This window comes from Lysinibacillus sp. BSL11, assembly GCF_052928325.1.
Map to the genome: position 1 here is coordinate 1 of NZ_JAVGCX010000012.1, position 12,460 is coordinate 12,460.

Annotated in this window: 15 protein-coding genes; 3 read left to right on the plus strand and 12 right to left on the minus strand. The window is 38.6% G+C overall.

Annotated elements, in window-relative coordinates; genetic code table 11:
- Positions 1 to 343: 343 nt before the first annotated feature.
- From RCJ95_RS14880 to RCJ95_RS14900, 5 genes are all read right to left on the minus strand, one after another.
- Positions 344 to 1,180 (minus strand): D-alanyl-D-alanine carboxypeptidase family protein, encoded by an 837-nt coding sequence (locus RCJ95_RS14880; RefSeq protein WP_274769305.1) that lies wholly within the window; start codon positions 1,178 to 1,180, stop codon positions 344 to 346.
- 78 nt (positions 1,181 to 1,258) lie between these two features.
- Complete coding sequence (locus RCJ95_RS14885; protein WP_274769307.1) at positions 1,259 to 1,876, minus strand: histidine phosphatase family protein; 618 nt, start codon at positions 1,874 to 1,876, stop codon at positions 1,259 to 1,261.
- Positions 1,877 to 1,921: 45 nt separating this feature from the next.
- The gene (locus tag RCJ95_RS14890) at positions 1,922 to 2,341 is read right to left on the minus strand and encodes a DUF3995 domain-containing protein (protein WP_221680374.1); all 420 of its coding nucleotides are present in this window, start codon (positions 2,339 to 2,341) and stop codon (positions 1,922 to 1,924) included.
- Between the two features lie 92 nt (positions 2,342 to 2,433).
- Positions 2,434 to 2,943, minus strand: coding sequence for a TetR/AcrR family transcriptional regulator (locus tag RCJ95_RS14895; RefSeq protein ID WP_054550387.1), 510 nt, complete (start codon positions 2,941 to 2,943; stop codon positions 2,434 to 2,436).
- A 310-nt stretch (positions 2,944 to 3,253) separates the two neighbouring features.
- Entirely contained in the window at positions 3,254 to 4,831 is a 1,578-nt protein-coding gene (locus RCJ95_RS14900) for an AAA family ATPase (RefSeq protein WP_446722438.1), read from the minus strand.
- Positions 4,832 to 4,924: 93 nt separating this feature from the next.
- Here RCJ95_RS14900 and RCJ95_RS14905 point away from each other — a divergent pair, with 93 nt between their 5' ends.
- Positions 4,925 to 5,356, plus strand: coding sequence for a hypothetical protein (locus tag RCJ95_RS14905; protein ID WP_221680372.1), 432 nt, complete (start codon positions 4,925 to 4,927; stop codon positions 5,354 to 5,356).
- 31 nt (positions 5,357 to 5,387) lie between these two features.
- Here the strand turns inward: RCJ95_RS14905 and RCJ95_RS14910 are convergent, their stop codons facing one another.
- The 4 genes from RCJ95_RS14910 to RCJ95_RS14925 all read right to left on the minus strand — a co-directional run bounded on the left by RCJ95_RS14910 (position 5,388) and on the right by RCJ95_RS14925 (position 7,969).
- Entirely contained in the window at positions 5,388 to 6,350 is a 963-nt protein-coding gene (locus RCJ95_RS14910; RefSeq protein WP_221680371.1) for a helix-turn-helix transcriptional regulator, read from the minus strand.
- Between the two features lie 366 nt (positions 6,351 to 6,716).
- Positions 6,717 to 7,031: a YbjQ family protein gene (locus RCJ95_RS14915; RefSeq protein WP_221680370.1), complete on the minus strand. Its 315-nt coding sequence runs from the start codon at positions 7,029 to 7,031 to the stop codon at positions 6,717 to 6,719.
- Entirely contained in the window at positions 7,031 to 7,522 is a 492-nt protein-coding gene (locus RCJ95_RS14920; protein WP_221680369.1) for a nucleoside 2-deoxyribosyltransferase, read from the minus strand. The genes RCJ95_RS14915 and RCJ95_RS14920 overlap by 1 nt, the downstream gene beginning before the upstream one ends.
- 12 nt (positions 7,523 to 7,534) lie before the next feature.
- A complete protein-coding gene (locus RCJ95_RS14925; RefSeq protein WP_221680368.1) occupies positions 7,535 to 7,969 on the minus strand; it encodes a GNAT family N-acetyltransferase in 435 nt (144 codons plus the stop codon).
- A gap of 183 nt (positions 7,970 to 8,152) precedes the next feature.
- Between RCJ95_RS14925 and RCJ95_RS14930 the strand changes: the two genes are divergently transcribed.
- Positions 8,153 to 9,331: an immunity 26/phosphotriesterase HocA family protein gene (locus RCJ95_RS14930; RefSeq protein WP_446722439.1), complete on the plus strand. Its 1,179-nt coding sequence runs from the start codon at positions 8,153 to 8,155 to the stop codon at positions 9,329 to 9,331.
- A gap of 102 nt (positions 9,332 to 9,433) precedes the next feature.
- Positions 9,434 to 10,468: a YdcF family protein gene (locus RCJ95_RS14935; protein ID WP_221680366.1), complete on the plus strand. Its 1,035-nt coding sequence runs from the start codon at positions 9,434 to 9,436 to the stop codon at positions 10,466 to 10,468.
- Between the two features lie 61 nt (positions 10,469 to 10,529).
- Here the strand turns inward: RCJ95_RS14935 and RCJ95_RS14940 are convergent, their stop codons facing one another.
- The 3 genes from RCJ95_RS14940 to RCJ95_RS14950 all read right to left on the minus strand — a co-directional run bounded on the left by RCJ95_RS14940 (position 10,530) and on the right by RCJ95_RS14950 (position 12,447).
- A complete protein-coding gene (locus RCJ95_RS14940) occupies positions 10,530 to 10,997 on the minus strand; it encodes a hypothetical protein (RefSeq protein ID WP_446722440.1) in 468 nt (155 codons plus the stop codon).
- A gap of 21 nt (positions 10,998 to 11,018) precedes the next feature.
- The gene (locus tag RCJ95_RS14945) at positions 11,019 to 11,486 is read right to left on the minus strand and encodes a DUF4259 domain-containing protein (protein WP_221680364.1); all 468 of its coding nucleotides are present in this window, start codon (positions 11,484 to 11,486) and stop codon (positions 11,019 to 11,021) included.
- A 160-nt stretch (positions 11,487 to 11,646) separates the two neighbouring features.
- Complete coding sequence (locus RCJ95_RS14950) at positions 11,647 to 12,447, minus strand: hypothetical protein (RefSeq protein WP_257522388.1); 801 nt, start codon at positions 12,445 to 12,447, stop codon at positions 11,647 to 11,649.
- Positions 12,448 to 12,460 lie beyond the last annotated feature (13 nt).

The following is a 12,460-nucleotide window of genomic DNA, read 5'->3' on the forward strand; positions in this document are numbered from 1 at the left end:
TTCTCACAAGGTCTTTCATGGGGAATGGTTACGCTAGAAACCATTCTCCATGAAAGAGCAGAGCAACCGAAGGGCGGTAGCCAAAAACCTCTCTTATTTTAGTGTCCGTTTTATTGACAGAAGTACCGCTTCCCTCTCATTTAGAGCGGGTTCTACACCTTCAAGAGCGGATTCTCATCCCTGTGTAGCTGCTCCCTCACTATTAGGAATAGCTCTCCCCGTATTTGATGGTTACCTATAAAAAGCTGGTTATCCACCACTGAACCTCAGCTATATAATCCCCCCTTTCTATTAAGACGTTAGGAACCATAAAAAAGTTGAGGTTTTTTCATTTATTTTCCTCCTATAATGCTTCAAAAGCAGTTAGGGCATCTTCAATATGTGGGGGTGGGGTCCATATATAGCTAGGAGCATTGGTTGTAATGAATAAAAAAGATTTCCCCTCTTTCACGATTATGGTCGCCAGACACAGTCCTGCTTCTGGGGTATAGCCTGTTTTTCCACCTATTATCGGACTGTCTAGACCCGGTAATTTTGTAAATAATGAGTTTGTGATGATTAATTGATTGGGTACATAGGTTGTGTAGCTTTTTGAGGTAAATATTTGATAAAAGGTAGGATTTTCTAATGCATATCGCAGAAGCTTGCTGATATCCCGCACGCTGGATACATGTGCCTCATCATGTAGGCCACTGGAATTAACAAAATGTGTGTTATGCATGCCTAATTCTTGCGCCTTGTTATTCATCAACGTGACAAATTTGTCCTCACTGCCAGCGACAGCATCTGCAAGTGTTCCTGTTGCATCGGCACCTGAGGCAAGGAGTGTACCATACAATAAATCCTCCATCGTGACAAAATCTCCTGCCTGAAAGCCTGCCATCGAAGCATTTTGTGCCGTATAGTTTGCAATCGTTTGGGGCTCTACAATGGTTTGTGTTTGTAAATTATCTGTCATCTCTATGGCAACGATGGCTGTCATGATCTTTGTTAAGGATGCAGGATAAATAATAGCATCCGCATTTTTTTCGTATAATACATCGCCCTGTTCATTGAGTAACAAAGCATTTTGACTATGTAATGATGGCAGTTCTAGATGCGTAAATTCATATGTTTTGCTTGTATAATAAAATAAGAAAACCATAATACAAATACAGCCTAATAACATCCATTTTTTCATAAAAAACGCCTCCTACACATTATAAGAGGCGGCATTTCTGAATATTCCTTGAGAAAAATGGGATGAGCTCAAATATTTTCACAGGTAAAAATCATCATCGAAATTTGAACTAATTCTTGTAATCTCTTTATTTGTTAATTTGAACATTACATCTTGAGAAACCTCTAACTTGAGTGTCTCTTCTTTGCTTAGACCCGCATAGACGCCGCGTAAAATACGACCAGTCAAGCCATGCGAGACAACAATCACTTTTGAAAGTGGTTGAATCGTTTCAAGTAAAGCAGTTAATCTGCTTACAACAGCTTCATAGGTTTCCCCATCTGGTGCACGAAAATACCAATTGAAGGCATCCGTGTTCGTTAACAAGGCAGGCCATTGTTGCTGTATTTCCGCCATGGTTAATCCAGCCCATTGTCCCACAGCAACCTCTGTTAAACGTGAATCCTGCCTCACCTTGTTGCTGTCATAGCCAAGAGTTGCACAAAGTATGGCTGTGCTTTGCATGGCTCTTCCCATTGGACTTGATAGGATGGTCCATTCATCTGCATCGCCAATAAGTGATTTCAGCATGCGTGCATTTTGCTGAACCTGCTCCCGACCACGCTCAGTGAGTGGTGAATCAAGCTGTCCTTGATATCTTCCTTGCGTATTATAATTCGTCTCACCATGACGAAGTAAGTAAATCATTTGCTCCATTTTTATTTCCCCCGTTCTGCTCCCCTTGTTAAAGTAAAATTGCTGTTAAACTAGCACTAGCACATACACAAAGCTAAGAAACAAGCATAAAGGACTATACCATTTTGAATCATTTTGAGCAAATGTGGAATGCTTAATCGTTTTAAAAATACCAACATACTTAAAATCACCAATTGCTCGTAGCAAAAATACTAGCGCACAAACGATACTTCCTACTTTTGAAAAAATAGAGGCTTGAAAAAATGGCATGAAGCCTCCTTGAACAAGGATGATACCACTTGCTAGCATCAACAGCATGGCAACAAAGAGCGTGCCCCATTTTCTAGGCGTAAAAACAGCTTGTTGGCTGCCTTCTTTCATAGGAATAACAGCTTCTGTACCCCATCGACCACCAAAGGCCCAATAAATATGTAGGATACTAATGAGCCATAATAGTCCCACTGCGACAATTGATAAAATAAACATGTTCTACCTCCTCTTCACATTTACATACGCTACCGTATGTTCTAGCGTTAAATATAGTCCCTCAAAGCCCATGTTAGCTCTGAGAGACCTTCTTACTGTATTAACAGCTTAATCATTTTTTCAAGATCGAAATGAGGATTGGCTTCAAATCGTGTCATCCAGCCTATATAGGTTAAATAAGCTAATCTTGCACGATCAGTGGATTCGTCTATGCTGATACCACTTTTTTGATAGAGTGTCGCCACACAGGCTATTCGCTGCTCCTCTATTTGAACGATACGCTTTGCGACATCTGAATCATATTTGGCCCAAGCATAAATGCCTATCTCCATCTTTTTATTTTTGTGAAAACTTATCCGTAAAAGCTGCTCTAAAGTAGCATCAACTTGCTCCATATTTTGAATAATGGCCTTTGTTGCGTGGTTTTCCCAATAGTCTAGCATGGCATCTAAAAGTTGTTGACGATCACGAAAATAATGATAAAAGCTACCTTTACTAATGTTTAATGATCGAGCAAGTGCTTCAATACGTACTTTATGAATCCCTGCTTCTGCTAATTGCTCTAGACCCGCTCTAATCCAATCCTCTTTCGTTACTTGCATAATTGCCCTCCAAAAAAATACGTTAGCGTATGTTTTGTCTTATATTACCACTTTATACATCTTTCATCAACTTTTATCGTTTTTATGGCGTACATTAATATGATTATTCACTGTAACATGAACTGTTACTAGACGTGGTAAAATACATGCACACACTAAAATAAACACTAATAGCTTTTTCATGCGTCTACTCCTTGTCTTAAAAAGTATTGTCAAACAACTTTTCAGCAATGCCCTGTAAAATATCTTGCTCCTCAAATGTCATGAGTTCTTCTCTCGAGATTATTGCCTGTTGAATCAATCGGTTTGATTAGATCGTCACTAGTTTTTCAAACAAGTTTCGAATATAACGACCATTCGAGAAATTAGGGATGGTTTCAATCGGCATATGACGTAGTTGTGTTTTCATATGTTGGGCAAATGCTTCGCCAAATTGATAATCATTCGTTTGACAAAGCATCGCAAAAATATCATATAGTTCATCCGTGCTAAAATTATCAAATTGTACAAAATGATTAAAGCGAGATTTAAAGCCTGGATTAGATTGTAAAAATTCTTCTATTAGCTCTGTATAGCCCGCAACAATAATTACTAAGTCATCACGTAGATCCTCCATTGCCTTTAATAAACTATCAATAGCTTCCTTCCCAAATGCATCCTGTTTATCATTCATTAATGAATAGGCTTCATCAATAAAAAGTACCCCGCCCTTTGCCTTGTTAACGACTTCCTGAACCTTTAATGCTGTTTGTCCAACATAGCCAGCGACTAACCCTGCACGATCGGTTTCCACAAAATGCCCACTTGAAAGGACGCCAAGATGCTTGTAGATTTGGCCAATAATGCGTGCCACTGTTGTTTTACCTGTGCCTGGATTGCCCGAAAAGACAAGATGATACGTAATAGGAAAGCTTGTTAAACCATGATCCACACGCAGACTTTGAATTTTAATAAAGTTTATTAAATTATGTAATTCCTTCTTTGCATTCGGAAGACCTACAAGACTATCTAATTGTTTTTGTAGCTTGGCAATCTCTTGCTCGACTTCAGGTGTAATGCGCAACCGCTCATCGTTGATAAATTCACCACTATAGATAATTTTGCCTTCTTCATTAAAATAATCACCTCGTCCATGTTTTTTGCCTTGAACGAGGTCACCAATATAGGAAGCTTGCCCATTGGCATAATAGAGCGTTCCTTGCCCTGTCATCATATCCTCTTTAAATTGCCCTTCCGCTTCTAGAATTCCATCCCTAGAATATACTTTGCCTTTACCATGCTTTAAGTCCTCAAAGAAATGACCTTCATAGTGAAGTGTAGTTACACCACGTGCAAGCTCCTCAGCTGTTGGTGATTCCGTAGGATAATATAGCTTCCCAGCCCCTTGCATGTGATGCCAAATAAAATCACCCTCATATTGTAAAAATCCATTTGGATAGTATTGCTTGCCTTTGCCCTTTTTCATGCCATGGACAAAGTCACCCTCATACTGCGGTTGATTTAAATGTGGATACTGTGCTCGTAGTGTTTGATAAGGGCTAATTACTTCTTCTTCATAGTATAAAACACCATAGCCATCCATTAAATCATTGCGAAAATGACCTTCATAATGAATATGCCCATCCTTATATAAAATGCCATGACCCTGTTTTTTATTTTGTATGAATTCACCCTGATAAATGAGTTGTCCTTTCAAATACATAATGCCATTGCCTTGCTTCATATGATTGACGAATTCACCCTCGAATAATAATTCTCCCTCTTGATCAAATAGCGAGCCTTTGCCGTCATAAATATCGTGACCGAAATCATTCTTTTTGACGCCACCTCGATACATGATGATTCCACTGGGGTAAAATAGTTCTTTTTCTTCATGATTATGTGTCATTTAATTGCCTTCCTTCATCATTTCAGTATATGCTCAATTATAGCGTGGAAAAGAATACATATGTGCGAATTTTTAGAATTTAAGGAGACGAGCATGAAAAAAAGATACAAGCTACTTCTAGGCATTTTACTACCACTACTTATTCTGTATATCTCGACAATGCTGTTAACACGAGACACCGATTTTACAACAGAGGTAACAGAACGTCTCGAAATGGAGGAAATTCATGAGATTGAAATTATTCGTTCCTCAGATGAAAAAACAGTAACGATTACTGACGCAGCAGAAATCAATCAAATTATGCAGCCATTCAAGGACCTACCTTTAAAAAAAGTGTGGTTTTCGAATTCTGATTCTAATGAAGCATACTGGCTAACACTCTCAATTAATGACAACAGGGAAATTGGCTTGCGTTTAGATGATGACCAGCATTTATTTGTTTATTTATATGAGGAAAATTATATGAAAGATTATAAGCTCACTAAGGATATCGATATGACATTTATCAAACAATTGTTTCAGTAAGCGTAAAACCCGTGCATGTACGCACGGGTTTTTATATGTAACGATAATTTTGCTGCATAGCTTGTACGGTCTCAATGATTTCTTCTCTCAGTTCAATTGGCTCTAATACCTCCATATCGGCTCCTTGACTTAGCAACCACTCTTTCACGCCATATTCTAACACTTCTGCCTCAAAAACATATTCATGATTGTTTTGTGAAACTAGGTGGGCTGTTGGGAAACGACTGTAGACTATTTCAGGAGAACGACCTTTATAGAGAAGACGTATATGAGTAAGGTCATTAGCGTCCTCTACTTGTAATGGATGTACAGATGGAAATTCAAAATGGATAGCCATTTCACGAAAATGCTGAATACGATCCATTCTGTAAACAGTTGGGGTGTCTTGATTATTTCCTATTAAATAAAAATAATGTGTTGAAAAGATAACAGCGAGCGGCTTTAAAATTTTTGCAGTTGGAATCGCTTCACCCTCCTGTAAATAATCAATGGTAATAACCTTTCTCTTTTGAATGGCTGTGGAAATTCCCCATATCAAGGACAATAATGACTTGTTTTGATGAATATCTTCATATACAACTTTTTCATTTAATAACAGTGGATCGACTGCTACATGTGAGAGAAGTTGATTAACGATCTCACCAATATCCGATTTTACGAGAGCTTTTGAGGCAATCAGAATTTTAACGATGACTAGTACCTGTTCTTTAGATAAACGATTGTTTTTTGTATTTATTAATTTATACACTTTTTCCGAACGCACATATTGTAAATGGTAATCTAGCTTAGCCTTTTCTAGATACGTACGAATTTCATCGATATCCCGTTGTATGGTTTTTTCACCAACCTGATGTGTCAATGCTTCTTGCTTCTTGTTGATTCCTTGGCCATCCATCAATCGATCAAACATCGATAGAACGCGATAGCCTTTGCCTTGTTGTGAATCTACCATATATCCCACTCTTTCTTCTATCATGCCCAGCTTGCAATACATTGGCCATAAATGGCCCTCCCACAGATTGTGTCCTGATTTTTTGCGAGTTGCTCAAAAAGCTCCTCTTCAAAATCTGTGACATCCGCTAAGGCTTTTATCTTGATTCAGTTGGTATGTTAACACCCACTAAATCAAAGAGAACCATTTTGTGCATTCATCTCTTATCTATAAACTGAATCAAGATAAAACTTCTACTTTATTGGTATAATTTGTACTATACGCATCCTATAATAAATCACCATTCAAGCAGCACAATAGACTGTATTTTTGACATAATTAACTAAAATTTTACAGCATTTTAGATGAATGTGTCACTTTTTAACCATTGAAAAAGGACTTTCATTGAATGAAAGTCCTGCTACTCTTTTATCTGAATTTTACAGCTGTTCCATATACCAATACTTCGGATGTACCATCCATTACAGATGAAGTAGCATAACGAACGCCTACAACTGCATCTGCACCTAATTGTTTGGCTTCCTCTACCATTGCCTCTGTGGCAATTTCACGAGAGCGCACAAGCATCTCCGCATACTCCTTCATTTCTCCACCTACAATATTGCGAAGTCCTGCTATCATGTCACGACCAATATTCCTAGATTGAACTGAATTCCCTTTCACTAGCCCTAATGTTTCCATTATATCTTTTCCTGCCACAATGTCTGATGTAGCTAATAGCATCATGATGCCTCCCCGTTCTGTAGTTTTTGTATTGCTTTTACAGCCTCTTCAATAGAAGATGTAATCACGCCATTGCGTTTAATTAACCCCACAACAAATAAATTACGATAAACAAACTGATTCTCTAGCCCATCTCGGATCAATGCCTCTATTTTTTGCATATTGTCCCGCCCTTGCTGACGAACATCAGTTAGCACACCAATAATAGGACGATTCAGCATCGAAAACGCACCTATCTCTGCGGCAACGCCAGAATCAATTTCCACCCCATCTAATACAGCTATCAGAACATCGCTACTCTGTAGCATCTCTAAATCTGCTTGAGCAATCGCTAAGCTATCTGCATAGGCAGATTTATCATTGATGGCTTCATTCTCCTGGGGTACGTATAATGCGATGCCTGGCACTGCCTCGCGAATAGCTGCTGCTAATTGTTCATTTACAAAACGATCGCCCAACGAAAATAACCCATTTGCTAAATATGCTTTCATGTATAAAACTCCTTAATCAATTGTTTTTTCAAATATAATTTTATGTCTGCCTTTTTCATCAATAAATGTTGATAGTATATCGAAACCATGTTTGAGGTTGGTAATGAGCATGGCTTTGAATGTATTTCTTCCGTATGTACGAACTTTGTAAAAGCCTAATGTCTTAATATGTTCATGCTGTTGTTTCATTAATTGACTTGCAATTCCCTGACCTCGATGTGCCACATGAACGCCACCTAACCAACTATAAAAAATGTCATCTGGATGTGGGTAGCCTAGTTTAAAGCCGATCAATGTGTCACCTTCCACTGCCAATATGCAAAGAAGGCCTTCTTTCTTTTCTAGCTTTTCGAGTGGCAAACTTGCTCCATTAAAAACGTGAGCGTGGATTTCTTGTAATTGTTCAAGCCAAGCATAGGGTATGCCTTCAATCGTCACAATATGCATATTCATCACCTCTGTCTGTCATTATAGCAGTTCTATAGCCTGAAGAAAAAGGTAGGCATCTGCTCCAAAAGCAATTATTACTACTGCATAAAAGTAACTATTTTCCATCTAAACTATTTTCGACACCCACCAAATTCAGTATACTTGACCAAAATACAAAACAATAGCTAGGAGGAAATCCGCTTGGCACCATTTACTAGTTGGTTAACGAATTCATTGCGCCCCTATTTCGGCCTACATACTTTAGAAGCACATTGGGAAACGATTCCGATTCGAGAGGATTATTTTATTTGCCTTGAAGGTGATCTCATTAAAAAAAGAATTTTCGTGAATGAGCATAGCTACCAAGAAGCGGATGTCGACATTTTAACACGTAATCGTGAAGTCATTGTCCCTCAAACCGCGCGTGGAAAAGAAAAGAAATTGAATTATACCAATATCTCCGCTGTGAAAGCTGCAGGCGTTGTTTTTTCTGCTGGTCTAGGTAATGAAAACCATCCATCTAGCTATATTACAGCTCGTAACACTAAAACATATTACCAGCTACCATTAACAGGCTTTGAGCATTTAACGACTAAGTCGGCTCTCTTGAATTGGTTAGAGCAATTTCCCTCCCAGCTTCCTGCTGATTACTCAGACAAGCTAGAAAAGCTAACCAAGATGAAAAGTCTACGCTATAAGACTGTGCCAGGTGATATTTTTCGTGTAGAAATCGATTTATTTGTAGATGGCTATGTACTCGTCATTGGCGATTTACGTCAAATGCAAAAGGATCATCTATTTGGAGAAGATAGTATTTGGCATAATGTAATGACAATGCCATTGTTTGTACGGCCCTATTTGTTGACAACGACAGAGCCCAAGCCTTCTCTTGAGGAAATCCTATCTGCTCCATTGGCCCCTCAAACCCATATTGTGATGGATGACCATTTTATGCGAGGATGCTATGAAAAGATAGGCCATAAAATGTTAACAGAATCCGATATTGTATTTCCAATGGGCTATGGTGTGACACTAAACTATGGGAAAGAGCCTCGATATCGTCTATCCTGGGGGACAGGAACAATTAGTAAACCTGCACCTTCCACCTCCTATCAAACAGCTAGCCGTTTTACCAATCATGGTGTCTATGCAGGTGTTGCCAGTGATTGGTTGAAGCAAGAGGAAGGAATTGTAACAGAGTCGCTAGATCATCCTCACTTCCGCGAAGATCGTCAGCGGGCACTCGCTGAATTTAGTTTTCCAGAAGATATCTCCTACGATGACTTTAATCGCCAAACGGGTGGATTGACCCGCACCCAATATATTCATTACCTCAATAAAACCTATCATCGTACACAAAAAAATAGAGGGAGCTTCTAGATGCTCCCCCTCCACTTTTTCATCGATGGTTGATTTCATCCAATAATTACTTATAATATAGAGATATCATTAACCAACTCCATCACTAGAGGTGCATTTTGTATGTATTTTGGCATTATTCCACTGATTCTTTTCATCGTTTTTCTTATTTCTTACTTCAAAGACCCAAGAAAAATGATCAACGGGCTATTATTTAATCTATTTGTGTGTTCATTTCTGCTATTCTGCGTCATTCTATCTTTGGCATCTGACCATTACTTTTTAAGGCTTATTGTCATTATTCCACTAATTGCTCTTTTCATCTTAATTCCTTTTGGCATTGTTGCTTTAATGTTTGGTTTATTTTTAAATGCGAGAGTATTAATGAAGCGAGAAGGTAGACGTTTAGCCAATTCCTTAACATTACTTGTGGCCATTGGCATTTTACTTTTTATCCTATTACCGATTATCAATCCAGCAAGTTTGTTTTCAGTCCACCTCCAGCCCATTTTCGGTGGAATTTCACTCATTACGTTTTATTTTTTTATCCATTTATCCAATTTTTTATCTGCTTATTTTCTTTACCAATTCAATCGCCCTCGATTGAATCAAGATTTTATTATTGTACTAGGCAGTGGATTAATTAATGATAAGGTGCCTCCACTTTTAGCTAGTAGAATTCAAAAGGCAATTGACTTCTATCACAAGCAAGCAGCAGTAACTACTCCACCTACCATTATTTTCTCTGGTGGACAAGGTCCTGATGAAAATCTACCCGAAGCTGAAGCGATGCAACGATATGCGATTGAAAAAGGCATACCCATTGAGCATACACTTCAGGAGAACCGCTCTGTGAATACCTATCAAAATATGTTATTTTCTAAGCAGCTTATGGATGCCCAGAAACAGGGTGAAGCCTACAACAGTATTTTCACCACGAATAATTTTCATCTTTTTCGTGCGGGTATTTATGCAAGACTCGCAGGCTTAGATAGTCAGGGCATTGGCTCTAAGACAGCCTTTTATTATTGGCCAAATGCGATGATTCGTGAATATGTAGCGATTGTTGTAATGGCACGAAAACGACATATGAAAATGATTGGACCTATTGTGATCATTTCGATTGCGTTATCTCTATTCAGCTTTTTCTTTGTATAGGTTCTAGCATATGGATTCGTACACTTTTTATAGAAGGTGTTACGAATCCTTTTTGATGCTATCATACCCAAAATTTCTTCAGCTGTTGTTCATATAATGTCTCATAGTAAAGTTTTCGAGGATAGTGTTGTTCTTGTAATACCTGGTAGAGAATGGATTGCCCTTCCTCATAACGAATCCTCTCCTCACAATTATCAAATAGTTTTCTGGTCAGCTGTCTTACTAGGTGAACATCTTTTGTGTTCACTCTCCAGCCAAATTGAATTAAATCCAGTTGATCGAGCGGATCTCGATAAGTATCAAGTACCACACAGACATGTGGCTGCTTCTTATTCGCAAATATTAAAACATGTCCTGTATGAATGGATTGACCAAAATAACGTTCGTAAATCTCTGCTATCGGTACTTGTATTTCAAGCACATCCATGATCGTCTGTAAAGTTGGATGTGCTATATAGTCATCGCTTGTCTCATCTGGATATTCAACCAACTCCATGATGGAAGCCATCATCCAAAAATCATAGGTCATTTCCAATCACTCCAACTATTTTTATTGTGGCAAACGGTTAATCGCTTGTTCCACCGTCTGAATAAGATAGGCTAAGTTGGACTGCCATTCAGGCCAACTCTTGGACTCTTGCCATAATTCTACAATCTCTCTACTACCATGTTGATCAGGTACTTCATCTCTAATGTCCTGTAAATACCGCAATATAAATGTCAAAGAGCTTTCATCTACTATCCATTGTATTTGCCTATCCTTACTTTCTTGACCATAAATGGTTCCCGTATGCAGATATTGACTATAAAGTTCTGCCAAAGCCAGGGCACTTATATCATAGAAAAAATCAATATCCTCCAATGTTTTACCAAAAAAGCCTTGCTGTTTCATTGCCTCTACAATACCCGATAATGTTAGCTGATTGGATTCCTTATGCTGTTCCATAAACTCCTGTAAAAATGCCACTACATCTAACCCTTCATCACTTTCTAATGCTTTGTATCCCCAAGCCCCCATCTCACTGCACCTCTCTTTTTTAAGTAAACATAAAATTGGCACATTATTAGTGCATGACCATGGCAGCAGTCCATTATGATATGCGCTCTTAAAATTCCTTCGCTATATCAATAATTCTCAGCATCCTTTGGTCAGTTTTTTGATCGAATACTGCTCCTTTTTATAGGTAGGAGCCAAAGTAAAACTTCATCTTTTCCTGTGAATAGCCATCCTGTCCTCTCCAAGTAGCCATTGACATAAAATCAGTTCCACGTCCACGCTCCTTGCGATAATCATCCTTTGATACGAGTAGTCCCGCGTAACCCCAGATTTCCATGACCACATCTCGTTCATGTTGATTGGACTTGAAAACATCTTTCCAGCGCTTTTCAAGCTGTCTAGCTGCATCTGTGTCGTTACAGGATTCTATTGCTGCTACCATCTGTTTTAAGATGGCTACGTCATCCTCACTTACATTCAATGCTTCTTGTTCTTTCACTAGGCATTCTAAGTCTAGTAAACAATAAACAAGCCAATTGAGGCGAACCCCTCCCCACTTGATGCGTTCAAAATTAAGCACATTTAAATCTTCATTGACATACGTATCATTGGACATGATTTTCCGCTCATTACAGTAGCCACAGCCACTATAGGAGACCAATGCCACAGGTTGTTCGTCATACGTATGCATTGGTAAATCATGCGTAAGAGCCCAGCTCGAGAAGGCACTGCGTAAATGTACTTTGCGCGTCGATAAGCTATGCAAAAATGCCTTTACCACAAGCTCCTTTGTTAAAAATTTCTCATGAAGCTGCTGCAATCTTTGTACACATTCATCATGGGAAATCGTTAATCGATCAAACATCAAGCCCTTACTTTTAGCATATTGAAAATCTTCTTCTGTATAGGTATAACCACCTGAACGCCATCGACCAGATTGCCAATAGGTTTGCATTAATATTTTCCTTGCTTTTTGGTCCATTACTCTCTCCTCG

Excerpts from the sequence above, each read along its gene's own strand:
- RCJ95_RS14890 (WP_221680374.1), bottom strand. The coding sequence starts at position 2,341 with ATGTTTATTTTATCAATTGTCGCAGTGGGACTATTATGGCTCATTAGT.
- RCJ95_RS14925 (WP_221680368.1), bottom strand. The coding sequence starts at position 7,969 with ATGCATATTGTGACGATTGAAGGCATACCCTATGCTTGGCTTGAACAA.
- RCJ95_RS14945 (WP_221680364.1), bottom strand. The coding sequence starts at position 11,486 with ATGGGGGCTTGGGGATACAAAGCATTAGAAAGTGATGAAGGGTTAGAT.
- RCJ95_RS14950 (WP_257522388.1), bottom strand. The coding sequence starts at position 12,447 with ATGGACCAAAAAGCAAGGAAAATATTAATGCAAACCTATTGGCAATCT.
- RCJ95_RS14940 (WP_446722440.1), bottom strand. The coding sequence starts at position 10,997 with ATGACCTATGATTTTTGGATGATGGCTTCCATCATGGAGTTGGTTGAA.
- RCJ95_RS14905 (WP_221680372.1), top strand. The coding sequence starts at position 4,925 with ATGAAAAAAAGATACAAGCTACTTCTAGGCATTTTACTACCACTACTT.
- RCJ95_RS14915 (WP_221680370.1), bottom strand. The coding sequence starts at position 7,031 with ATGCTATTAGCTACATCAGACATTGTGGCAGGAAAAGATATAATGGAA.
- RCJ95_RS14880 (WP_274769305.1), bottom strand. The coding sequence starts at position 1,180 with ATGAAAAAATGGATGTTATTAGGCTGTATTTGTATTATGGTTTTCTTA.
- RCJ95_RS14885 (WP_274769307.1), bottom strand. The coding sequence starts at position 1,876 with ATGGAGCAAATGATTTACTTACTTCGTCATGGTGAGACGAATTATAAT.
- RCJ95_RS14895 (WP_054550387.1), bottom strand. The coding sequence starts at position 2,943 with ATGCAAGTAACGAAAGAGGATTGGATTAGAGCGGGTCTAGAGCAATTA.
- RCJ95_RS14935 (WP_221680366.1), top strand. The coding sequence starts at position 9,434 with ATGTATTTTGGCATTATTCCACTGATTCTTTTCATCGTTTTTCTTATT.
- RCJ95_RS14900 (WP_446722438.1), bottom strand. The coding sequence starts at position 4,831 with ATGACACATAATCATGAAGAAAAAGAACTATTTTACCCCAGTGGAATC.
- RCJ95_RS14910 (WP_221680371.1), bottom strand. The coding sequence starts at position 6,350 with ATGTATTGCAAGCTGGGCATGATAGAAGAAAGAGTGGGATATATGGTA.
- RCJ95_RS14920 (WP_221680369.1), bottom strand. The coding sequence starts at position 7,522 with ATGAAAGCATATTTAGCAAATGGGTTATTTTCGTTGGGCGATCGTTTT.